Genomic DNA, 22,603 nt, shown 5'->3' with positions numbered 1-22,603 from the left:
GCCTCGGGGCCCCAGACAAGCTGGGGCCAATGTTCATCTTGCCTCAGCGGCTGTCTCTCTGAAAGGAGAGCCGCTCCTGCAACGTGGCGATAACGCTGTCGGGCACCTGGCATCGCAGGGCCTTATTCAGACGTTTTCGGCGACGTGCCTCATCCAGGCAGGCCTCGGTCGGGCAGAGGTAGGCCGAGCGACCCATCCCCCGATCTAAGAGGACCCCCTCCCTGTGGTCGCGGATGACGCGCCAGAGTTGTTGGCGATCCAACAACTTTCGACAGGCTACGCAGCGACGCAGGACAGGGCGTGGTTCGTTCACCGGGCTCCATCCTCGTCAGCGGTCACGGCTTCGTTGTCGCTCTCAACGGATTCGGCCTCGACGCCCTCCACCTCATCGGTGGGTGCCTCGGTTGCCTCGGCTTCGCCCGATTCAGCCATCGCATTGGCATCGTCCATGGCTTCCATCGTTTCGGCCATGTCTTGGCCGTACTCCTCCTCGTCTTCAGGGAGGGGATAGAGCTCGCGCAGACGGGCGTCTTCCTCAGCTCTTGCCGCTTGCTCGGCAGCCAGGCGCTCCTCGGCCTCTCTCTGCAATGCCTCTTCTTCTTCTCGCTGGGAGATCAGCTCGGCGACGACCGCGTCTTCGCTGGCTTGGTCGTACTCCTGTGAGTTCTTGATATCGATTTTCCATCCGGTGAGCCTGGCCGCAAGACGCACGTTCTGTCCTTCACGACCGATGGCGAGGCTGAGCTGATCGGGGGGCACGAGCACATGGGCATGCTGACCAACAGGGTCGACCAGGCGAACCATCTCGACACGGGCCGGACTGAGGGAGTTGGCGATGTACTGGCCGGGATCTGAGGACCAGCGGATCACGTCGATCTTCTCTCCGCGCAGTTCATTCACCACCTGCTGAATGCGGGATCCCCTGGCGCCGATGCAGGCGCCAACTGGATCGACTTCCCTTTCGATGCTGTCGACAGCAACCTTGGTGCGCGGTCCGACCGACCGAGAGGGGGGATTGGCTTCCCTGGCCACAGCCACGATGCGCACCGATCCTTCCTGGATCTCAGGTACCTCATTTTCGAACAAGTACACCACCAGGCCAGCGTTGGCGCGGCTGATAAACAGCTGAGGCCCACGCCGCGGCACTTCACTGACTTCCTTCAGGAAGACCTTGAAGGTCGCATTAGCTCTGTAATTGTCATTCGGTAGCTGGTCGCGTCTGGGCAGTTCCGCTTCCACCTCGGGCCGACCCAGCCCAGAGCTCACTGCCATGATCACGGACTGGCGCTCAAAACGGATCACACGTGCGGTCAGCACTGGATCCTCAAGGTCGGCGAATTCCTCCTGGATCATGCGGCGCTGCTGATCGCGCAGCTTTTGGGCGAGCACCTGTTTCGTGGTGGCCGCCGCCATTCGGCCAAACTCCTCTTTTTCGGGAGTGACATCAAGCACCACCGTGTCGCCTGCCTGGGCGTCATCGGCGACTTGCATCACTTCGGCGAGAGCAATCTGATGGTCGTCGCTTTCGACCTCTTCAACGATGATCTTGCTGGCCAGCACCCGGTAGCCCTCTTCATCGAGATCGAGCGCAACATCGAAATTGCTGAAGTATTCCTCGTCAAATGGATCTTCATTGATCCCTAGATACAAGGTGCGTCGATAGCGCTCGTAGCCCTTGAGTAGAGCCTCGCGCAGGGCGGCTTCGACAACCTGAGGTGGCAGCTTTTTCTCGTCGCTGATGTCATCGATCAGGTTGGTGAGGCCGGGGAGTAGAACGAGTGCCATCGAGGGCTGAAGGAAGGAAGAAAAGGTGGTGGGTCGGAGACACGACCGGAGAGATTGGCTGCTCTAACTAGCTGGTGGGGCTGGTCAGCTGCACAGAGCGGATGCTCGATCGGGGGATTCGTTTGATTCGACCCTTGATATTGACTTCAAGGTGATCATCAGTCCTCTCCAGAAGAGACCCTGCCAGGGTTTGTTGCTGTCCCTCGTTATCTAGAAAGATGACGTCGACTGGAAACCCCCTAAATGTCTGAAAATCGCGATCGCTCTGGAGCAGATCTCCGATGCCAGGACTGCTGATCTCCAGGACGTAGGCCTCCGTTAACAGTGTGGACGCCTCGATCGCTTCGCCCATCGGAAGACTCAAACCAGCGCAGTCGTCGAGGGTCACATCGTCACCGCTGGTGTGGCGGATTTGAATCTGAACCGTCATCGGCCTCAGATGGGTGAGCATCTGAAGATCTGCCAACTCAAATCCTTGGTCGGCAGCGGCTTTTGCTGCGACAGAAGTGAGATCTGGCAGGAGGGGATGGGGCAACGAGGGGCTGGGATGTCGGGCTCTGGCCCGACGGCTGATACTGAGATCACCCTCCTGGAGAGAAGGACTCGCCAGGCCTGTGAACAATGTAGTGGATCGAGGGAAGACAGCCAGGTTGCGCAGCTGTCTGAATCAGTTGCAGCCTTGCACTGAGATTCGATAGCTGAAGCCGGTTGCGGCAGGGTCGTTGTTAGCTCCAATCCGAAAATTCACCTGGCTGACTGCTTTGCCTGAAGGAGAGGTGAACGGACCGAACTGGGCTCCTGTCCCCGTTGGCGGTTGCATGGTCTCATCCACAACCTTCAGATTGCCGCCATCGCTGAATTTGAGGAATGCCTGTATTGGATACGCGCCAGGATTGCCGTCTGTTGAGTCGGCAGTGAAGAACAATTTGAAGGAGCGATAGGGCTGATTGACAACGAAATCGGTGTTCCAGTTGGTGCGACCGACAGCTCGGCCTAGCAATCCCTTCGGACGCTCCACTTTCTTCTTGACGATCCATGGTTTGGGCCCGCTGCCATTGCCGCCGACCGGCATCAGAAACGTGCAGGAGGCTTGTGCAGCAACGGGCAGCACTGACACCAGAGTGACTGCCACTGCTGAGGAAAGAAGGGCGAGCCGATGTCTGACGTGCCGCATGATCTGGAAAGAGGCGCTGTTGTCACTTTGAACTGAGCATTCAGAGCTGTCCACAGCCCACGTCCAGATGTGCACGACAGGGATCAGCTACCCCCATTGGCTCTGCCCAGATCAAGGGGAGGAGCTTCGTCGTAGCGGTCGCCGGGCTGTTCTTCGCCGCGCTTCGTTGCATCTTGATTGATGCAGCTGGCCTTCTGTTCATCGTTGCTGAGGTACCGACAAACCCTGACCCAAAGCTTGCTGCGGGTGCCGGCTCCACCGAGGCTGAACAACACCTGATCGATCCCGTTATTGCAGTCAATCTCCACCTGACAGAGCTCACAGCGAAGGCGCTGGCTTGTGGGGGCAGTCATGGTCTGGTCCCTGAGATGACGGCGCAAATTAATGGCAGGACAAAACCTCCGTTGCAACAACGGATGCCATGCGCATCGCGCTATCGAGCCCTTCTCTTCCCAGTGCTTTTGATGCAGCCGCTGCGCGTCCCTGGCTTGGGCTCACACACCACCACCCGACCGTGCTCCCTAAGTTGCAGATGAGATTTTCCGTTTGTGATCGCAGCCATGAATCGCCTTAGGCGCTCTCAAGGAGTGGCATTGCTCTTCTCCCTCATGGCCGCTGTTTTGTTGGTCTTCCCTCCCTCGGTGCAGGCGACCCCCGACAGTCCTCATAGCTTCGTCGCCAAGGCCGTTCGCCAAGTGGCACCGTCCGTGGTGCGGATCGACACGGAACGCACCGTGGAGCGTCAGCCCTATGACCCCACTCTGATTGATCCCCTGCTTCGAGACCTACTGGGTGAACCGGGGGGAATGGAGCATGAACGTGGTCAGGGCTCCGGAGTGCTGATTGCTGCCGATGGTCTGATCCTCACGAATGCCCATGTGGTTGAGCGAGTGGATGAGGTCACGGTGACCCTTGCTGATGGTGATCAGCGCGACGGATTGGTTGTCGGTACCGATCCAGTGACGGATCTCGCCTTGGTGCGTCTTCAGCAAGGCCCTTCGCCTGAGGTGGCCCCCCTGGGAGATTCGGAAGCCTTGGAAGTTGGCGATTGGGCGATTGCACTCGGGACTCCTTATGGGCTTGAGCGAACGGTGACGCTTGGCATCGTCAGCAGCCTGCACCGCAATATCAGCAGCCTCGGTTTTTCTGATAAGCGTTTGGACTTGATTCAGACCGACGCAGCCATCAATCCAGGAAATTCAGGGGGGCCGTTGGTCAATGCCAGGGGGCAAGTGATTGGCATCAATACCCTTGTGCGTTCCGGCCCCGGTGCCGGACTCGGTTTCGCCATCCCCATCAACCTGGCCCGCAGGGTGGCTGATCAGCTGGTGGCTGATGGTCAGGTGGTCCATCCTTATTTGGGTTTGCAGCTGGTGCCTCTCACGGCACGGATCGCCCGTGAACACAACCAGGATCCGAATGCTCTGGTGCAGTTGCCGGAACGATCTGGTGCATTGGTTCAGACCGTTCTGCCTGATAGTCCTGCCCAGAAAGCTGGCTTAAGGCGTGGTGATGTGGTGATCACGGCCGGTGAGACAGCCGTGGTCGATCCCCAGTCGCTGCTCAGTGAAGTGGATCGTGCTGAGATTGATGCACCCCTTGCCCTCGAGGTGGTTCGCAACGATAAGGTCTTGCACCTTTCGGTCAAACCGGCTCCACTGCCTGGCCTGGGATGAGCGCTCTTGCTACGGTCGCGCGATCTTTTTGCACTTGACGACGGTGGATCTTCAGACCCAGATGAAACAAGCGGTGGCCACCGCTGCTGTGGATCAGATCAAGGACGGCATGGTGCTTGGGCTTGGTTCCGGTTCCACCGCTGCTTTGATGATCCAAGGGCTCGGGGCCAAGCTTGCGGCTGGTGAGCTGAAGGACATTGTTGGTGTCACCACCTCGTTTCAGGGCGAGGTGCTCGCAGCAGAACTTGGCATCCCGTTGCGCAGCCTCAACGCTGTCGATCGGATTGATCTGGCCATCGATGGGGCCGACGAGGTGGATGCCGCCTTTCAGCTGATCAAGGGTGGCGGTGCTTGCCACGTCCAGGAAAAATTGGTCGCCTGTCGTGCCGATCGTTTCGTTGTTGTGGTCGATTCCACCAAGTTGGTGGATCGCCTCAACCTCGATTTTCTCCTCCCTGTCGAAGTGCTGCCCGGTGCCTGGCGTCAGGTCCAAGCCCAACTTCAGGCGATGGGTGGCAATGCGGACCTGCGCATGGCCACGCGCAAGGCTGGCCCTGTTGTGACCGATCAGGGAAATCTGGTCCTCGATGTGAAGTTCAACGGCGGGATTGCTGATCCCGTTGGTCTTGAGCGCGACCTCAACAATCTCCCCGGGGTGCTCGAGAATGGGCTGTTCGTGAATCTGGCGGACGAGGTGCTGGTGGGCGAGGTCAATGGAGATGTGGCCGGGGTGCGCAGCCTCGAACGCGGATCCTGAGACGCTCAGCTCAACCTGAGATGCACTGAATTGGCATGGCTGTGAAGCCCTTCACTGCGGGCGAGCTCTTCAACTGCTCGTCCCGTTGCTTCAAGGGCAGCCCGGTTAAAGGCAATCAGAGAGGTGTGGCGCATGAACGTCTCAACGCTGAGCGCACCACTGAACCTGGCCGTGCCGCATGTCGGCAGCGTGTGATTGGGGCCTGCGAGGTAATCCCCGACCGCTTCCGGTGACCAGGGGCCAATGAAAATAGCTCCTGCATTCAGGATGCGATCGGCAAGGTGTTGGGGCCGTTCCACTAGCAGTTCCAAATGTTCTGGGGCGAAGCGATCACTGAGGCCTGCGCAGGTTTCGAGGTTGTCGCACACGACAATCACCCCCCAGTCTTGGAGGGATTGACGACAAATCCGTTCGCGGGGGTGCCCCTCCAGTTGTCGTTCAAGTTCGGCAGGGAGGGCATCGGCCAAGGTTTGCTCAGTGGTGAGCAGGATCGCTGCGGCAAGGGGGTCGTGTTCGGCCTGGGCTAAGAGATCAGCGGCGACCTGCTCCACCCTGGCGGTGTGGTCAGCAATGACCAGGACTTCGCTGGGGCCTGCAAGGGAATCGATTCCCACCTGCCCCACCACCGCTTTCTTGGCAAGCGTGACGAAGATGTTGCCCGGACCGGAGATCACATCCACTCGGGGCACTGTTTCAGTGCCGAAGGCCAGGGCGGCAATCGCCTGGGCTCCGCCGATGCGATACACCTCATGCACTCCAGCGAGATGGGCCGCTGCGAGCACGGTTTGATTCACTTCACCATCCGGTCCGGCGGGTGTCACCATCACGATCCTGTCCACACCTGCAGCGCGGGCCGGTACGGCATTCATCAGCACCGTGCTGGGGTAGGCGGCCCTCCCGCCCGGCACATAGAGGCCGGCACGCAAGACCGGTCGCCACCGTCGACCAAGCCGCTCGCCGTGAACGCCTTCAATCTCTAGATCCTTGGGCTTCTGCCGCTGATGGAAATCCTGAATGCGCCGATGGGCGAGCTCCAGGGCATCGCGCAGATCGTTGCTGGTGTTTGTCCAGGCTTGCTCTAACTGCGTTGGAGCCACTTGCAGTGGTTCGGGGCGGAAGTGGTCGAATCGCTGCGTCAGTTCGATTAGGGCGCGATCCCCTTGCTGGCGCACCTGAGTGAGAATGCCGTTCACCGTGGCCTGCGCCTGCTGTTGTGTGTCGCCGGTTGTGCGATTGGCCAGTTGGTCGAGTACTTGCTCCGCTGCGCCCACGTCACGGAGGCAACGCAGCAAAGAGGGCGCTGATGACTGACTGCTCGACGCTGTCATCGGCGGGCTGGAGGGCGACTGCCGCTTCAAGCTAGGTCCCTTCAGCTCCCTTGCCGGAGGTGGGGGAAGCGTGCGCTCGCTGGGTTATGGTGTTGGATTGTCGAACCAGTATCCGACTCAGTGGCTAATAACAAGTCATCGAAGAAGCGCGTTCAGATTGCGGAGCGCAACCGTGTCCAAAACAAGACTTACAAGTCTGCGCTGCGTACCTTGATGAAGCGTTGCTTCAGCGCTTGCGACGCCTATTCATCCGAGCCAGGCGATGACGCCAAGGCCACGGTTCAGGCCAGCATGAAGGCTGCTTTCAGCAAGATCGATAAGGCCGTCAAGGTCGGTGTGCTGCATCGCAACAATGGAGCCCATCAGAAGTCGCGTCTCAGCGCTGCTGTGAAGAAGGCGATTGAACCGGCCACCGCGGCCTGAAGCTACGCCTCGGGGTTGCGGGTGACCTGCAGAATGGACCTGAAGGCGCGTTTCAGGTCCTGGTGACGTCTCCCACACTGATTGACAGCCACTGTCACATCGTTTTTCGGAACTTTGAAGACGATCTTGAGGCTGTTGCCAGCCGTTGGAGGCAAGCCGGTGTTGTCTCTCTTTTGCATGCATGCGTCGAGCCGGCTGAGATCCCTGCGATCCGTGCCCTTGCCGATCGCTTCCCTGAGATGCGTTACTCCGTCGGAGTGCACCCGCTCGATACCGAGCACTGGCAGGACAGCACTGCAGTGGTGTTGCGACAGGCTGCCCTGGACGACAACAGAGTGGTGGCCATTGGCGAACTGGGCCTAGATCTGTTTCGCGATAAAAACCTTTCTGAGCAGTTGGATGTCCTGAGGCCTCAGTTGGATCTCGCGGTGGAGCTTGATAAGCCCGTGATCATTCACTGCCGGGATGCTGCAGAGCCCATGCTCGAGGAACTGCGTTCTCGTCGGTCTGAGGGGCAATGCCCAGCTGGTGTGATGCATTGCTGGGGTGGAACCCCTGATGAGATGGAGGCGTTTCTGGACTTGGGCCTCTATATCAGTTTCAGCGGCACGGTGACCTTTGCCAAAGCAGCCGAAACCCATGAATGTGCTCGCCGGGTGCCGCAAGACCGGTTCTTGGTAGAAACCGATTGTCCTTTCCTTGCTCCAGTGCCCCGTCGTGGCAAGCGCAACGAGCCTTCCTATGTCACGGCTGTGGCGGCCAGAGTGGCGGAGCTGCGAGGTCAGAGCCTTGACGAGGTAGCGACGACAAGCACCGCTAATGCTCGGCGTCTGTTCGGGCTGCCTTGATCCCCGAATCAAAACCTGTCAACCCGGAAGGGGTTCGACGCAACACCCTGAAGTGTAAGATGGTTCATTGGCCTGGCCCGGGTGCATGATCTGCGCCTGAGCTCCCAGAAGCGTCCATTTCCTTCCGGTGCATTGACGACGTCTGCCGTTCTGTCCCGAGATCTCTGAAAGCCCAGCTGCGGTAGCCGTTCTCCGTTGAGGGGGACGGCTTTCGTTGGCTGGGCATCGATGGTTTCGCGGTCATGACGATCCAACGTTCAGGCCTTTTGTCCCCCACTTCACATCTGCAGGTCTCCGCATGAGCAGCAGCGCGATTCAGGTCGCCAAGACCGCCACCTACCTGCCCGATCTGGTAGAGGTGCAGCGGGCAAGCTTTAAGTGGTTTCTTGACAAAGGCCTGATCGAGGAGCTGGAGAGTTTCTCCCCGATCACCGATTACACCGGAAAGCTCGAGCTGCATTTCGTCGGTAGTGAATACCGATTGAAGCGTCCTCGTCACGATGTGGAAGAGGCGAAGCGGCGGGATGCCACCTTTGCCTCCCAGATGTATGTCACCTGCCGTCTGGTGAATAAGGAGACAGGCGAGATCAAGGAACAGGAGGTGTTCATTGGTGAGCTACCCCTGATGACCGAGCGCGGCACGTTCATCATCAACGGCGCCGAGCGCGTGATCGTGAACCAGATCGTGCGGAGTCCTGGTGTTTATTTCAAAGACGAACAGGACAAGAACGGCCGCCGCACTTACAACGCCAGCGTCATTCCCAATCGGGGAGCTTGGCTGAAGTTTGAAACCGATAAGAACGACTTGTTGCACGTGCGGGTGGATAAGACCCGCAAGATCAATGCGCACGTCTTGATGCGTGCGATGGGACTGTCGGATAACGACGTCATCGACAAGCTCCGGCACCCCGAGTACTACCGCAAGTCGATCGAGGCTGCGAATGATGAGGGCATCAGCTCTGAAGACCAGGCGCTGTTGGAGCTCTACAAAAAGCTGCGTCCGGGTGAGCCGCCTTCAGTCAGCGGTGGTCAGCAGTTGCTCCAGACGCGCTTTTTCGATCCCAAGCGCTACGACCTGGGCCGTGTCGGCCGCTACAAGATCAACAAGAAGCTGCGGCTCACGATCCCCGATGCCGTGCGCACCCTCACCCATGAGGATGTGCTCTCAACCCTTGACTACCTAATCAATCTTGAACTCGACGTTGGCGGAGCCAGTCTTGATGACATCGATCATCTAGGGAATCGTCGGGTCCGCTCTGTTGGTGAGCTGCTTCAGAACCAGGTGCGTGTTGGCCTCAATCGCCTGGAGCGAATCATTAAAGAGCGCATGACCGTCGGTGAGACGGATTCGCTCACTCCGGCCCAGCTCGTCAATCCCAAGCCCTTGGTGGCGGCGATCAAGGAGTTTTTCGGCTCCAGCCAGCTGAGCCAGTTCATGGATCAGACCAACCCCCTTGCTGAGCTCACGCACAAGCGTCGGATCAGTGCGCTTGGTCCAGGCGGTCTGACTCGCGAACGTGCTGGCTTCGCTGTCCGCGATATTCATCCTTCCCATTACGGCCGTCTCTGTCCAATCGAGACGCCCGAGGGACCGAACGCAGGTCTGATCAACTCCCTGGCGACCCATGCCCGGGTGAATGAGTACGGCTTCATCGAAACGCCGTTCTGGAAGGTTGAGAACGGTGTGGTGCTCAAGAAGGGTGACCCGATCTACCTGTCTGCTGACCTTGAAGACGAGTGCCGGGTTGCTCCTGGAGACGTGGCCACTGATGCCGACGGTCGGATCCTCGCCGATTTGATCCCCGTTCGTTACCGCCAAGACTTCGAGAAGGTCCCTCCAGAGCAGGTTGACTACGTTCAGCTCTCACCTGTGCAGGTGATCTCTGTGGCAACGTCGCTCATCCCTTTCCTGGAGCACGACGATGCCAACCGAGCCTTGATGGGCTCCAACATGCAACGTCAGGCTGTGCCACTGCTGCGCCCTGAGCGTCCTCTCGTGGGTACGGGACTCGAGACCCAAGTGGCCCGTGACTCCGGCATGGTGCCGATCTCGCGTGTCAATGGAACCGTCACCTTCGTGGATGCCACGGCGATTGTTGTGCGGGACGAAGAGGGGGTGGATCACACCCACTTCTTGCAGAAGTACCAGCGCTCAAATCAGGACACGTGTCTGAACCAGCGCCCAATTGTTCGTCAGGGAGATCCAGTCATCGTTGGCCAGGTGTTGGCTGATGGCTCGGCTTGCGAGGGGGGTGAAATTGCACTCGGCCAGAATGTGCTGATCGCTTACATGCCTTGGGAGGGCTACAACTACGAGGATGCAATCCTTGTTAGTGAGCGTTTGGTCAACGACGATCTCTATACCTCGGTGCATATCGAGAAGTACGAGATTGAAGCCCGTCAGACCAAACTTGGCCCCGAAGAAATCACCCGCGAGATCCCCAACGTTGCGGAAGAAAGCCTCGGAAACCTTGATGAGATGGGCATCATTCGGATTGGTGCCTTCGTTGAAAGCGGAGATATCTTGGTGGGCAAGGTGACTCCCAAAGGGGAGTCCGACCAACCCCCTGAGGAGAAACTGCTGCGAGCGATCTTCGGCGAAAAGGCCCGAGATGTGCGCGACAACTCACTGAGGGTGCCAAGCACTGAGCGTGGACGTGTGGTGGACGTGCGGATCTATACGCGTGAACAGGGTGATGAGCTGCCGCCTGGCGCCAACATGGTGGTGCGCGTTTATGTCGCTCAACGACGCAAGATTCAGGTCGGCGACAAGATGGCCGGTCGCCACGGCAACAAGGGAATTATTAGCCGCATCCTTCCCCGCGAAGACATGCCTTATCTGCCGGATGGAACCCCCATCGATATCGTCCTCAATCCTCTGGGTGTGCCGAGCCGGATGAATGTGGGTCAGGTGTTTGAGTTGCTCATGGGCTGGGCTGCATCAAACCTTGATTGCCGCGTCAAAATTGTGCCCTTCGACGAGATGTACGGCGCTGAGAAGTCCCAGCAGACCGTCGAAGCTTTCCTGAAGGAAGCGGCAAGTCAGCCCGGTAAGGACTGGATCTACAACCCTGATTCCCCTGGCAAGCTCCTTTTGACTGATGGCCGCACCGGCGAGCCTTTTGATCAGCCTGTTGCTGTGGGTTACTCCCACTTCCTCAAGCTTGTTCACCTGGTCGATGACAAGATTCACGCTCGCTCAACCGGTCCTTACTCCTTGGTGACCCAGCAGCCCCTCGGCGGCAAGGCGCAGCAAGGTGGTCAGCGTCTGGGTGAGATGGAAGTTTGGGCTCTTGAAGCCTATGGAGCCGCCTACACCCTGCAGGAACTACTCACTGTCAAGTCGGACGACATGCAGGGGCGCAATGAGGCCCTCAACGCCATCGTCAAGGGCAAGCCAATCCCCCGTCCCGGTACCCCTGAGTCTTTCAAGGTGCTGATGCGCGAACTGCAGTCGCTCGGCCTTGATATTGCTGTCTTCACAGATGAAGGTAAGGAAGTGGATCTGATGCAGGACGTGAACCCCCGCCGGAGCACACCAAGCAGGCCCACCTACGAATCCCTTGGCGTCGCGGATTACGACGAGGACTGACGGATCAACGATCGAACCAACAACTCTTTCCTTCTTTCCCTAACCGTCAATGAGCAACAGCAATCTCCGCACTGAAAATCACTTCGATTACGTCAAGATCACACTTGCATCCCCTGACCGGGTGATGGAGTGGGGTCAGCGCACCCTCCCCAATGGACAGGTGGTGGGAGAGGTCACCAAGCCTGAGACCATCAATTACCGCACGCTGAAGCCCGAGATGGACGGGCTGTTTTGCGAGAAGATCTTCGGTCCCTCAAAGGATTGGGAGTGCCATTGCGGCAAGTACAAGCGGGTGCGTCATCGCGGCATTGTTTGTGAACGCTGTGGTGTGGAGGTCACGGAGAGCCGGGTGCGACGCCATCGCATGGGCTTTATCAAGCTGGCAGCTCCCGTATCCCATGTCTGGTACCTCAAGGGCATTCCCAGTTACGTGGCGATCCTGCTTGACATGCCACTGCGTGATGTCGAGCAGATCGTCTACTTCAACTGCTACACCGTTCTTGATGCTGGCGATCACAAGGATCTGAAGTACAAGCAGCTGCTCACTGAGGATGAGTGGCTGGAGATCGAAGACGAGATCTATGCAGAGGATTCCGAGATCGAGAATGAGCCGGTGGTGGGCATCGGCGCTGAGGCTCTCAAGCAGTTGCTGGAAGACCTCAACCTTCAGGAGGTGGCCGAGCAGCTGCGTGAGGAGATCGCCGGCAGTAAGGGCCAGAAACGCGCCAAGTTGATCAAGCGCCTGCGCGTGATCGACAACTTCATCGCGACCAATGCTCGTCCCGAGTGGATGGTGCTGGATGTGATCCCCGTGATCCCCCCCGATCTGCGTCCGATGGTGCAGCTCGATGGCGGTCGTTTTGCGACCTCGGATCTCAATGACCTTTACCGCCGTGTGATCAACCGGAACAACCGGTTGGCTCGCCTGCAGGAGATCCTTGCCCCTGAAATTATCGTCCGCAACGAGAAGCGGATGTTGCAGGAGGCCGTCGATGCACTGATCGACAATGGGCGTCGTGGCCGCACCGTGGTCGGTGCGAATAATCGTCCGCTCAAATCACTGAGCGACATCATTGAAGGTAAGCAGGGTCGTTTCCGTCAGAACCTGCTTGGTAAGCGGGTTGATTACTCCGGTCGTTCTGTGATCGTGGTTGGACCGAAGCTGAAGATGCATCAGTGCGGCCTACCCAAGGAGATGGCAATCGAGCTGTTCCAGCCGTTTGTGATCCATCGCCTGATCCGCCAAAACATCGTCAACAACATCAAGGCAGCTAAAAAGCTCATCCAGCGTGCGGATGATGAGGTGATGCAGGTGCTGCAGGAAGTGATCGATGGTCACCCGATCCTGCTCAACCGTGCTCCAACCCTGCACCGTCTCGGCATCCAAGCCTTTGAACCGAAGCTTGTTGATGGTCGGGCCATCCAGCTCCACCCCTTGGTTTGTCCGGCTTTCAACGCCGACTTCGACGGTGACCAGATGGCAGTGCACGTGCCCTTGGCGATTGAAGCGCAGACGGAAGCTCGCATGCTGATGCTGGCGAGCAACAACATCCTTTCGCCTGCTACCGGGGAGCCGATCATCACTCCTTCCCAAGACATGGTGCTTGGTGCTTACTACCTCACAGCTCTCCAGCCCGATGCCAAGACCGTGGACTTCGGCGATCGCTCCTGCACCTTCTCCGATCTAGAAGATGTGATCCGTGCTCACGCGGACAATCGCCTCAGCCTGCATCAGTGGGTATGGGTCCGTTTCAACGGTGAAGTCGACGATGAGGAAGAACTGGATCAACCGATCAAGTCCGAGACTCTCAGCGATGGAACCCGCCTCGAACAGTGGACCTATCGCCGAGATCGTTTCGATGAGGACGGAGCGCTGATCAGTCGCTACATCCTCACAACAGTGGGCCGTGTCGTCATGAATCACACGATCATTGATTCGGTGGCAGCCACCTGACGCCTGAATTGATCCCGTTATTTCCCCTTTTCTGAACGACTGACTGATCGCTGCCATGACCTCCACTCCTTCCAAATCCCGCAAATCCGCCAAGGGCTCTAAGGCTGCCAAGGCCAAGGCTGCCAAGGCCGCTGCCGCTGCTGCAGCCAGCAGGGCTCTTGCCAAGACTCCACCACCCTTTCGCAATCGGGTGGTGGACAAGAAGGGCCTCAAACAGCTGGTCGCCTGGGCTTATAAGCACCACGGCACAGCAGCCACGTCAGTGATGGCTGACCAGCTCAAGGATTTGGGTTTTAGGTATGCCACCCAGGCGGCTGTGTCCATTTCGGTGGATGACCTCAAGGTGCCGGAAGCCAAGCAGGATCTACTCGGGCAGGCGGAAGAACTGATCACGGCCACCGAGGAGTCGTATCGCCTTGGCGAGATCACCGAGGTGGAACGTCATACCAAAGTGATCGACACCTGGACCGAGACGAATGAGCGTCTGGTCGATGCAGTCAAGAAGAACTTCAACCAGAACGATCCGCTCAACTCGGTCTGGATGATGGCCAACTCAGGTGCTCGCGGCAATATGTCGCAGGTGCGTCAGCTGGTGGGCATGCGTGGCCTGATGGCCAATCCCCAGGGCGAGATCATTGACCTTCCGATTCGCACTAATTTCCGGGAGGGATTAACGGTCACCGAGTATGTGATCTCCTCCTACGGCGCCCGTAAGGGTCTGGTGGATACGGCACTGCGGACCGCAGACTCGGGCTATCTCACCCGTCGTCTTGTCGACGTCGCCCAGGATGTGATCGTCCGTGAGGACGACTGCGGCACCACCCGCTCGATCATGGTGAAGGCCGAGGACGGCAAGTACGGAAGTCGCCTTGTTGGACGCCTCACCGCCGATCAGGTCGTTAATACTGAGGGTGAGGTGCTGGCGGAGCGCAACACCGAAATTGATCCGCCTCTCTCAAAACGCTTTGAGAAGGCCGAAGTGCCTGCAGTGATGGTGCGGTCTCCCCTCACTTGTGAAGCCAACCGTTCGGTCTGCCGAAAGTGTTATGGATGGGCGCTGGCTCATAACGAGCTTGTGGACCTGGGCGAGGCCGTCGGCATCGTTGCGGCTCAGTCCATCGGTGAGCCCGGGACCCAGCTCACCATGCGCACCTTCCATACCGGTGGTGTCTCCACTGCTGAAACCGGTGTTGTGCGCTCCAAAGTTGAGGGCACTGTTGAATTTGGGCCTAAAGCGCGTGTGCGTCTTTACCGCACCCCTCATGGTGTGAATGCTGAGCAGGCCGAGATCGATTTCACACTCACGATCAAGCCGTCTGGCAAGGGCAAGGCACAGAAGATCGAAATCACGAACGGTTCGCTGTTGTTTGTCGACAACGGCCAGCAGATCGCCTCTGACGTCACTGTCGCCCAGATCTCTGCCGGCGCTGTCAAGAAGAGCGTTGAGAAAGCAACCAAAGATGTCATCTGCGACCTGGCAGGTCAGGTGCGTTATGAGCAGGCGATTCAGCCCAGAGAGGTGACTGATCGTCAGGGCAACATCACACGCAAGGCTCAGAGACTCGGCCGGATGTGGGTTCTCGCCGGTGATGTTTACAACCTGCCCCCCAATGCCAAGCCGGTGGTCAAACCGAGCGACACGGTCACGGAGGGCCAGGTGCTGGCCGAGGCCAGCCAGGCAAGTGAGTTCGGCGGTGATGTCCGCTTGCGCGACTCCCTCGGTGACTCTCGCGAGGTGCAGATTGTCACCACCGCGATGACGCTCAAAGACTTCAAGCTGTTGGGTGAGTCCACCCACGCAGGAGAAATCTGGAATTTGGAGGCGAAGGACGGCACGCGTTACCGTCTCAACACCATCCCCGGTAGCAAAATCGGATCGGGTGAAGTGGTGGCCGAACTCGCTGATGATCGTTTTCGGACTCAGACCGGCGGTTTGGTGCGTTTCGCCACCGGTCTGGCCATTAAGAAGGCCCGTTCCGCCAAAAACGGTTACGAGGTCAACAAGGGCGGCACCATGCTCTGGATCCCCCAAGAGACCCATGAAATCAACAAGGACATCTCCTTGTTGATGATCGAGGACGGCCAGTGGATCGAAGCTGGCACCGAGGTGGTGAAAGACATCTTTAGTCAGACCGCCGGCATCGTCACCGTCACCCAGAAAAACGACATCCTGCGCGAGATCATCGTGCGCAGTGGCAGTTTCCACCTCTGCACCGAGAAGAAGGCGCTTGAGCGCTTCCAAGGTGACGGTGTCATGGTGAATCCCGGTGAGGCGATCGCGAAGGGCATCAATAGCGATGCGATGGTCTATGTCCAAGCCGTGGAGACGCCGGAAGGCACAGGTCTGCTCTTGCGTCCCGTTGAGGAGTACACCATCCCCAACGAAGCTCAGCTGCCTGAGCTTGGTCACGTGAAGCAGCCCAACGGTCCCCATCTGGGATTGAAAGCCACCCAGCGCCTCGCTTTCAAGGACAACGAGTTGGTCAAGTCTGTGGAGGGCGTCGAGCTCCTGAAGACTCAGCTCAGTCTTGAAACCTTCGAGACCACTCCGCAGATGACCGTTGATGTGGAGCGCGTGCCAGACAAGCGAGCCAAAACGATCGAACGTCTGCAGCTGGTGATCCTTGAGAGCATCCTCGTGCGTCGTGACACCATGTCCGACTCCAGCCATGGCTCGACCCACACCGAATTACAGGTGGAAGATGGTCAGTCGATCAAGGCTGCTGATGTGGTTGCGACCACCCAGATCCTTTGCAAGCAGGAGGGTGTGGCCCAGATGCCTGAAGAACTCGATGATGAGCCCGTGCGCCGTTTGATCGTCGAGCGTGAGGAAGACACCACCACAATCACCACCAGCGCTAAGCCGACGGTGGGTGTTGGTGAGCGAGTGGTGGATGGGGAAGAGCTCTGCGCCGGTCAACCCGCCGGCTGCTGTGGAGAGATCGAAGCGGTGGAAGGTAATTCCGTCACTCTGCGTCTCGGCCGCCCCTACATGATTTCGCCAGACTCCGTTCTCCACGTTCGCGATGGCGACCTTGTGCAACGAGGTGATGCCTTGGCTCTTCTGGTGTTTGAGCGACAGAAGACCGGTGACATCGTTCAGGGTCTACCTCGAATTGAAGAATTGCTAGAAGCCCGGCGTCCGCGGGAATCGACGATCCTCTGCAAGAAGCCCGGCGTCGTTGAGATCAAGCAGGGTGAAGATGACGAGACCACCACGGTCACGGTGATTGAAGCCGACGATGCCGTGGCTGAATATCCGATCCTTCTGGGCCGCAACGTCATGGTCAGCGATGGACAGCAAGTCCATGCCGGTGAGCTGCTCACTGATGGCCCGATCAATCCGCATGAACTTCTGGAGTGCATCTTCGAGGATCTGCGCTCTCGCAAGCCACTGATGGATGCAGCCCAAGAGGCGATCGCCAAGCTTCAGCACCGTCTGGTGAATGAAGTGCAGAACGTCTACAAGTCTCAGGGTGTCTCCATTGATGACAAGCACATTGAAGTGATTGTCCGTCAGATGACGAGCAAGGTGAGAATTGAGGACGCTGGCGACACCACCCTGCTGCCTGGGGAGTTGATCGAGTTACGTCAGGTCGAGGACACGAACCAGGCCATGTCGATCACAGGTGGTGCCCCCGCTGAGTTCACCCCAGTGCTGCTGGGCATCACCAAGGCTTCTCTCAACACCGATAGCTTCATCTCCGCGGCCTCCTTCCAGGAGACCACTCGCGTGTTGACTGAAGCGGCGATTGAAGGGAAGAGTGATTGGTTGCGGGGTCTCAAGGAGAACGTGATCATCGGACGCTTGATCCCTGCAGGAACTGGCTTCAGCGGTTTCGAAGAGGAGCTGCGTGCAGAAGCCGGGCCCCATCCCGACATCCTGTCGGAAGACCCGGCTGGGTATCGCCGGATGCAAAACCTTCGCCCCGACTACACCGTTGACATGCCTGCCGCCGATGCCGCCAAGGCGACTGCAGTTCTTGATGATCCCAGTGATGCCGATCTGTCCGCCACTCGTACCCGTCATGGCATCGAGGACAAGAGCAGCCTTGCTGCCTTTGCCCGTCCTGACGCCGACAACGAGCTGAAGGAAGAGCAGGTGGTGGATGCTGAAGCTGTGGAAGGGCTTCAAGAAGAAGGTCTTCTCAGCGATGAGTGAGTCATTGCTCAACCTTCACGGCAGTGGCTTCCTCCACCCCAGACTGACTTGTCCCATGTGTCCCGGTCATGCTTGATCCCACACTGATCCCCAAACGCAAGTTGCCTCGGTATGGCTTCCACACCCATACCGAAAAGTTCAATGGTCGCGTGGCCATGCTCGGCTTTATCGCCTTGCTGGCCCTTGAATACAAGCTCGGTCACGGCGTAATTTCCTGGTGAGCTCCGCTCTGCTCGGGTGCAGTGCTGCTGAGCTTGAGCAGTGGGCTGTGGCCCAGGGGCAGGCGGCCTTTCGCGGTCGTCAACTGCATGATTGGCTGTATGGCAAAGGGGCGCGTGATCTGAATGCGATCACCGTGCTGCCTAAGGCTTGGCGTGCGGCACTGCAAGATCAGGGCGTGGTGGTTGGACGCCTCCATGAGCAACTGCGGTCCGTGGCGAGTGATGCCACCACCAAGTTGCTGCTCGGTACCGATGATGCCGAGACGATCGAAACGGTTGGCATCCCTACAGATCAGCGGCTCACGGTGTGTGTCTCGAGTCAGGTGGGATGTCCGATGGCCTGTCGGTTCTGTGCCACAGGAAAAGGCGGTCTTCAACGTTCGCTGGCAACTCACGAAATCGTTGATCAGGTGCTCAGTATCCGCGAGGTGATGGATCGCCGCCCTTCCCATGTTGTGTTCATGGGCATGGGCGAGCCGCTACTCAACATCGAGGCGGTCTTGGAGGCGATTCGTTGCTTCAACGATGATCTCGGCATTGGCCTGCGCAGGATCACCGTGAGCACCGTGGGGGTGCCCCGCACCTTGCCCAAGCTGGCGGAACTGGCCATGGAGAAACTTGGCCGCGCCCAGTTCACTTTGGCGGTGAGTCTGCATGCCCCCAACCAGCAGCTGCGCGAGGAGTTAATTCCTACCGCTCACGCTTATCCCTATGACGAGCTGCTCGACGACTGTCGTCACTATCTGGCGATCACGGGCCGGCGGGTGAGCTTCGAATACATCCTTCTGGGCGGCCTCAATGACCATCCAGCCCATGCCGAGGAGCTGGCCGATCGGGTTGGGGGGTTTCAGAGCCATGTGAACCTGATCGCCTACAACCCGATCGAGGAGGAGGAATTCCAGAGACCCTCATCAGAGCGGATTGCTGGTTTCCGCCGGGTTCTGGAGCGGCGTGGCGTGGCCGTCAGCCTGCGGGCCAGCCGCGGACTGGATCAGAACGCCGCCTGTGGTCAATTGCGGAGACAAAACAGGTCAGAACCCACGATCTAAGGGAGACTGCCTCCACCTGTATCGAGCCATGACCGGAGTCGACTGGCTGATTCTTGCTGTCTACATGCTTGGCACGCTGGTGCTGGGTCTGTGGTTGTCACGCCGTAACCGCAGTGAAGACGATTACTTCGTTGCCGGTCGCAGCCTCAGTGGCTGGCTAGCGGGTGCGTCGATGGCGGCGACCACCTTCTCCATTGATACGCCTCTCTATGTCGCTGGTTTGGTTGGAACTCAAGGCCTGGCAGGGAACTGGCAATGGTGGGGTTTTGGTCTAGCTCATGTGGCGATGGCTGTGGTGTTTGCACCCTTGTGGCGCCGTAGTGGCGTGATGACCGACGCTGCCTTCACGGAGCTGCGTTACGGCGGAGCAACCGCCGCCTGGCTGCGGGGGACCAAGGCCTTTCTGCTGGCTCTTCCGGTGAACTGCATCGGCATCGGCTACGCCTTCCTGGCCATGCGCAAGGTGGTGGAGGCCCTCGGTCTCGTGTCGAACCAAACGGTCTTCGAATTTCAGGGGAATGTTGGCTTCGGCTTCGTCACCCTTGGCCTCTCTGACACTGTGTTGTTGCTCGCAGTCGTGGCGGTGCTGGTGCTTATTTACACAGTTGCTGGCGGGCTGTGGGCGGTTGTGGTCACCGATTTTGTGCAGCTGGTGCTGGCCATGCTTGGTGCTCTGGCCGTGGCCTGGGCTGCGGTGCATGCCGCCGGAGGCATGGAGGCGATGCTCGCCCAGATCAACGATCTCGGTCGACCGGAACTGCTCTCGCTGGTGCCATGGCGCTGGGAAGGGGATTTCAGCGGGATATGGCCCTGGAAGGAGGGGGGCTTCAACTGGTCGGCTTCAGCTGGGATGGGCGTGAGGTGGATTGGCGGAGCCCAAATCAGTGTTGCCACCTTCTTGGCCTATCTGACGGTGCAGTGGTGGAGCTTTCGTCGCAGTGATGGTGGCGGTGAATTTATTCAGCGCATGCTGGCGACCCGAGATGAGCGTCAGGCCCAGTTGGCCGGCTGGGTGTTTCTCGTCGTCAATTATTTGTTGCGTAGCTGGTTGTGGGTGGTGGTGGCTCTTGCTGCCCTGGTGCTGCTCCCACCTGGTGGTGACTGGGAGCTCAGTTATCCGATCTTGGCTGTGCGTTATCTACCTCCGGTGGTTCTGGGCCTGGTGGTTGTGTCGCTAGTGGCGGCCTTCATGAGCACCGTGAGTACCTCGGTGAACTGGGGTGCCAGCTATCTCACCCATGACCTCTATCAGCGCTTTGTGCATCCCAAGGCCAGCCAGAGGGAATTGCTGCTGGTGGGGCAGATCATCAGTGTGTTGTTGCTCGTCTGCGGGGTTGTTGTGGCCATGTTGGCTCAGAGCGTTGGCGACATTTTTCGCTTGGTCATTGTGATCGGAACGGGTTCAGGCGCAGTCCTTATCCTGCGTTGGTTCTGGTGGCGCATCAATGCAGCCGCTGAGTTGGCGGCCATGATTTGTGGCTTCGTTGTGGGCCTGAGTACGTCCGGAAAATTAGATCCGCTGCTGGATCGCTTGGTTTGGATCCCTCCGCTGAAGATTGACGATTACGGCGAGCGCCTGATGGTCACCACAGGCATTACGGCGGTGGTTTGGGTTCTGGTGATGCTGATGACGCCGCCTGAATCGCCCGATGTGATCGAGCGTTTTGTCCGCAAGGTGCAGCCTCCCGGGCCGGGTTGGAGACGATGGCGCCAGCGATTTGATGTGGATGTCGTCGATCCTCTTGACGAACTGATTCGACGATTCCTGCTCAGTAGTGGTGTGCTTTTCGGTGCCCTGATTGGCTCAGGGGCTTTCTTGCTGCATCAATCTCTGACCGGTTGGTTTGGGATTGCGCTGGCAGTGCTCTGCGGTTTGCCTCTGCTCAAAACGTATGGTCTACGGTCCCGCCCCGGTTAAACAGGTTTCAGAATGGAGTGAAAGCCTCTTCAAGTTGCAGTTCTTCCGTTCCACTCTTCTGCCGGCGCTGATTGTGCTGCTCTTCGCTTTGGCCCTCGTGGCCGTTAGTGCCCGGATCTGGTTGCCAGGCGACATGCTCGCCCCTGCCCCCATCGGCTGATTCATGCCATCCAGCTGCCTTTACGATCAGCATCATGAGTGATCTTGAAAACCAGTCAGGAGACGAGGGGTTGGCCGATCTCGCCATTGACCCTGAGGTGCTTGAGAGGGAGCTTGCCGCCGAGCTGCTTGGTGATCCTCTTGATGAGATCGCCTGCGAGGAAAGTGAAGATGAGGCACTCGTAGCGGCACGAGAGTGTGACGCAGGCCTGAAGTGGTTGCTGGGTAGTCATGAGGATCGTTTGCAGGGATTGAGGGTGTTCTGTGAATACCGAGACCCTCGTGCAGTGCCACAGCTTCTCCCTCTGCTTCAGGAGATGTGTCCTGTGTTGAGGATGAGTGCGGTGTATGCCCTTGGACGGAATCCATCTCCAGTGGCCGTGGAGCCTCTTCTGAATCTTCTGCAGTCCGACTCCAACGGCTACGTGCGCAAGGCAGTGGTTTGGAGTCTGGGTAACCATGCCGATGCTCCTGTGCTCAACCCCCTGGTTCGTGCCCTCCAAACCGATATCGCGGCCGTGCGTCTGTGGGCATCCGTTTCGTTGGCAGAAGCGGGGATGGTCTCAGCGGCCAAGGCTGATCTTGTTGCCTCCGAGCTGTTGGTCAGCCTCGGCATCGATAGTGAGCCGGTGGTACGTAGTAACTGCATCTGGTCACTTGGCCAGTTGATCGATCAATTGGAGGCGCCGCGCCGCGAGCAGGTGATGGAGGCATTTGTTCAAGCCTTGGTGCACGACCCTGAAGCCTCTGTGCGCGATGAAGCTCGAGCTGCTTTGGAGCAGCTTGATCAGCCTGACTTGCTGGAACGGGTGCAGACGTTGGTGGACGAGGGGCTTCTGGCGTAAAGCATCGTCTGATCGCGTCTGATCACGACTTCAACCACTCTGTGGCCGAGCTGTAACAGATAAACCCCAGCCTTTGGCAACGTTGCTTAGCATCTGCCGAACATTGACTGAGGTGCATGCCCCAGCGCACACTCCGCTTTCGGATCCGCCCCGATGGTCGCGTCGAGGAACGGGTTGAAGGTCTTCAGGGAGAGGCTTGCCTGGGACTCACCGAACGGCTGGAGACCGCTTTAGGCTCCGTCGAACGGCGAGAGGCCACATCTGAGGCCTACACCACACCTTCTGAGCAATCCCAGCCCCTGTCCGTTAAACATCTCTGATGTCTCACTTCAGCACTGTCAAAACCGAGCTCCGTCAACGTGAGCCTCTGGTCGCGGCCCTGCGTGATCTTGGCTATTCCCCAGAGGAGGGATCAAGAGTGGTGCGCGGCTATCGCGGTCAGACAGTGGAAGCCGAACTCGCAGTGGCGATGAACGATGGTGGGGATCTTGGCTTTCGCTGGAATGCAGAAACCGGCGCCTATGAATTGGTCACCGATCTCGATCTCTGGAGACAACAAGTGCCGATCGAGCGTTTTCTGTCCAAACTCACTCAGCGCTATGCGTTCAATACTGTTTTGAAAGCAAGTGCTCAAGAAGGGTTTGAAGTCGCTGAACAACGTGATTGTCAGGATGGATCAATCGAGCTTGTTGTGACGCGCTGGGATGCCTAA

Annotated in this window: 20 protein-coding genes; 14 read left to right on the top strand and 6 right to left on the bottom strand. The window is 58.5% G+C overall.

The annotated features are described in order from the left end of the window. Positions 1-43 precede the first annotated feature (43 nt). The 5 genes from SIB72_RS01655 to SIB72_RS01635 form a co-directional block, all read right to left on the bottom strand. On the bottom strand, positions 44-313 hold the full coding sequence (locus SIB72_RS01655) for a YlxR family protein (RefSeq protein ID WP_115120514.1): 270 nt from the start codon (positions 311-313) through the stop codon (positions 44-46). Continuing rightward, the gene (gene nusA, locus SIB72_RS01650) at positions 310-1,785 is read right to left on the bottom strand and encodes a transcription termination factor NusA (RefSeq protein ID WP_413744391.1); all 1,476 of its coding nucleotides are present in this window, start codon (positions 1,783-1,785) and stop codon (positions 310-312) included. Before nusA ends, SIB72_RS01655 begins: the two co-directional genes overlap by 4 nt. A 67-nt stretch (positions 1,786-1,852) precedes the next feature. Beyond that, complete coding sequence (rimP, locus tag SIB72_RS01645) at positions 1,853-2,320, bottom strand: ribosome maturation factor RimP (RefSeq protein WP_115120549.1); 468 nt, start codon at positions 2,318-2,320, stop codon at positions 1,853-1,855. Between the two features lie 132 nt (positions 2,321-2,452). After that, positions 2,453-2,857: a hypothetical protein gene (locus SIB72_RS01640; protein ID WP_413745158.1), complete on the bottom strand. Its 405-nt coding sequence runs from the start codon at positions 2,855-2,857 to the stop codon at positions 2,453-2,455. A 185-nt stretch (positions 2,858-3,042) separates the two neighbouring features. Further along, entirely contained in the window at positions 3,043-3,312 is a 270-nt protein-coding gene (locus SIB72_RS01635; protein WP_413744390.1) for a hypothetical protein, read from the bottom strand. A gap of 255 nt (positions 3,313-3,567) precedes the next feature. Between SIB72_RS01635 and SIB72_RS01630 the strand changes: the two genes are divergently transcribed. Both SIB72_RS01630 and rpiA read left to right on the top strand, forming a co-directional pair. Beyond that, positions 3,568-4,635, top strand: a complete 1,068-nt coding sequence (locus tag SIB72_RS01630) for a trypsin-like peptidase domain-containing protein (RefSeq protein WP_413745157.1) — start codon at positions 3,568-3,570, stop codon at positions 4,633-4,635. Positions 4,636-4,696: 61 nt separating this feature from the next. Then, positions 4,697-5,392 (top strand): ribose-5-phosphate isomerase RpiA, encoded by a 696-nt coding sequence (rpiA, locus tag SIB72_RS01625; protein WP_413744389.1) that lies wholly within the window; start codon positions 4,697-4,699, stop codon positions 5,390-5,392. A 5-nt stretch (positions 5,393-5,397) separates the two neighbouring features. Here the strand turns inward: rpiA and hisD are convergent, their stop codons facing one another. Continuing rightward, complete coding sequence (gene hisD / locus SIB72_RS01620; protein WP_413744388.1) at positions 5,398-6,720, bottom strand: histidinol dehydrogenase; 1,323 nt, start codon at positions 6,718-6,720, stop codon at positions 5,398-5,400. A 120-nt stretch (positions 6,721-6,840) separates the two neighbouring features. On the opposite strand from hisD, the gene rpsT reads away from it, so the two are divergent. From rpsT to SIB72_RS01560, 12 genes are all read left to right on the top strand, one after another. Continuing rightward, complete coding sequence (rpsT, locus tag SIB72_RS01615) at positions 6,841-7,143, top strand: 30S ribosomal protein S20 (RefSeq protein ID WP_115120509.1); 303 nt, start codon at positions 6,841-6,843, stop codon at positions 7,141-7,143. A gap of 62 nt (positions 7,144-7,205) precedes the next feature. Beyond that, positions 7,206-7,991 (top strand): TatD family hydrolase, encoded by a 786-nt coding sequence (locus tag SIB72_RS01610; protein WP_413744387.1) that lies wholly within the window; start codon positions 7,206-7,208, stop codon positions 7,989-7,991. Positions 7,992-8,289: 298 nt separating this feature from the next. After that, positions 8,290-11,583, top strand: a complete 3,294-nt coding sequence (rpoB, locus tag SIB72_RS01605) for a DNA-directed RNA polymerase subunit beta (protein ID WP_115019605.1) — start codon at positions 8,290-8,292, stop codon at positions 11,581-11,583. Positions 11,584-11,632: 49 nt separating this feature from the next. Further along, positions 11,633-13,537: a DNA-directed RNA polymerase subunit gamma gene (locus SIB72_RS01600; RefSeq protein ID WP_115120507.1), complete on the top strand. Its 1,905-nt coding sequence runs from the start codon at positions 11,633-11,635 to the stop codon at positions 13,535-13,537. 55 nt (positions 13,538-13,592) lie between these two features. After that, positions 13,593-17,699 carry a DNA-directed RNA polymerase subunit beta' gene (locus SIB72_RS01595; RefSeq protein ID WP_115120506.1) on the top strand — a complete coding sequence of 1,369 codons (4,107 nt, stop codon included), beginning with the start codon at positions 13,593-13,595 and terminating at the stop codon, positions 17,697-17,699. 68 nt (positions 17,700-17,767) lie between these two features. Further along, positions 17,768-17,920, top strand: a complete 153-nt coding sequence (locus SIB72_RS01590; protein ID WP_115120505.1) for a high light inducible protein — start codon at positions 17,768-17,770, stop codon at positions 17,918-17,920. After that, a complete protein-coding gene (gene rlmN, locus SIB72_RS01585) occupies positions 17,917-18,969 on the top strand; it encodes a 23S rRNA (adenine(2503)-C(2))-methyltransferase RlmN (protein ID WP_115120504.1) in 1,053 nt (350 codons plus the stop codon). Before SIB72_RS01590 ends, rlmN begins: the two co-directional genes overlap by 4 nt. A 28-nt stretch (positions 18,970-18,997) precedes the next feature. Continuing rightward, complete coding sequence (locus tag SIB72_RS01580) at positions 18,998-20,887, top strand: sodium:solute symporter family protein (RefSeq protein WP_413744386.1); 1,890 nt, start codon at positions 18,998-19,000, stop codon at positions 20,885-20,887. 34 nt (positions 20,888-20,921) lie between these two features. Continuing rightward, complete coding sequence (locus tag SIB72_RS01575; RefSeq protein ID WP_256359588.1) at positions 20,922-21,047, top strand: hypothetical protein; 126 nt, start codon at positions 20,922-20,924, stop codon at positions 21,045-21,047. Between the two features lie 34 nt (positions 21,048-21,081). Next, complete coding sequence (locus tag SIB72_RS01570) at positions 21,082-21,891, top strand: HEAT repeat domain-containing protein (RefSeq protein WP_115120501.1); 810 nt, start codon at positions 21,082-21,084, stop codon at positions 21,889-21,891. 116 nt (positions 21,892-22,007) lie between these two features. Continuing rightward, a complete protein-coding gene (locus SIB72_RS01565; RefSeq protein WP_115019590.1) occupies positions 22,008-22,211 on the top strand; it encodes a DUF2997 domain-containing protein in 204 nt (67 codons plus the stop codon). Next, entirely contained in the window at positions 22,211-22,603 is a 393-nt protein-coding gene (locus tag SIB72_RS01560; protein ID WP_413744385.1) for a DUF1257 domain-containing protein, read from the top strand. Before SIB72_RS01565 ends, SIB72_RS01560 begins: the two co-directional genes overlap by 1 nt.

The organism is Synechococcus sp. MIT S9451, assembly GCF_047304725.1.
GTDB lineage: Bacteria > Cyanobacteriota > Cyanobacteriia > PCC-6307 > Cyanobiaceae > Synechococcus_C.
Note: the sequence above shows the minus strand (reverse complement) of the source record. Positions and strands in the feature narration are given on the sequence as shown.

Excerpts from the sequence above, each read along its gene's own strand:
- SIB72_RS01560 (WP_413744385.1), top strand. The coding sequence starts at position 22,211 with ATGTCTCACTTCAGCACTGTCAAAACCGAGCTCCGTCAACGTGAGCCT.
- SIB72_RS01570 (WP_115120501.1), top strand. The coding sequence starts at position 21,082 with ATGAGTGATCTTGAAAACCAGTCAGGAGACGAGGGGTTGGCCGATCTC.
- rpiA (WP_413744389.1), top strand. The coding sequence starts at position 4,697 with ATGAAACAAGCGGTGGCCACCGCTGCTGTGGATCAGATCAAGGACGGC.
- SIB72_RS01640 (WP_413745158.1), bottom strand. The coding sequence starts at position 2,857 with ATGCCGGTCGGCGGCAATGGCAGCGGGCCCAAACCATGGATCGTCAAG.
- SIB72_RS01590 (WP_115120505.1), top strand. The coding sequence starts at position 17,768 with ATGCTTGATCCCACACTGATCCCCAAACGCAAGTTGCCTCGGTATGGC.
- SIB72_RS01565 (WP_115019590.1), top strand. The coding sequence starts at position 22,008 with ATGCCCCAGCGCACACTCCGCTTTCGGATCCGCCCCGATGGTCGCGTC.
- nusA (WP_413744391.1), bottom strand. The coding sequence starts at position 1,785 with ATGGCACTCGTTCTACTCCCCGGCCTCACCAACCTGATCGATGACATC.
- rpoB (WP_115019605.1), top strand. The coding sequence starts at position 8,290 with ATGAGCAGCAGCGCGATTCAGGTCGCCAAGACCGCCACCTACCTGCCC.
- SIB72_RS01595 (WP_115120506.1), top strand. The coding sequence starts at position 13,593 with ATGACCTCCACTCCTTCCAAATCCCGCAAATCCGCCAAGGGCTCTAAG.
- SIB72_RS01635 (WP_413744390.1), bottom strand. The coding sequence starts at position 3,312 with ATGACTGCCCCCACAAGCCAGCGCCTTCGCTGTGAGCTCTGTCAGGTG.
- SIB72_RS01600 (WP_115120507.1), top strand. The coding sequence starts at position 11,633 with ATGAGCAACAGCAATCTCCGCACTGAAAATCACTTCGATTACGTCAAG.
- SIB72_RS01630 (WP_413745157.1), top strand. The coding sequence starts at position 3,568 with ATGGCCGCTGTTTTGTTGGTCTTCCCTCCCTCGGTGCAGGCGACCCCC.
- SIB72_RS01580 (WP_413744386.1), top strand. The coding sequence starts at position 18,998 with ATGACCGGAGTCGACTGGCTGATTCTTGCTGTCTACATGCTTGGCACG.
- hisD (WP_413744388.1), bottom strand. The coding sequence starts at position 6,720 with ATGACAGCGTCGAGCAGTCAGTCATCAGCGCCCTCTTTGCTGCGTTGC.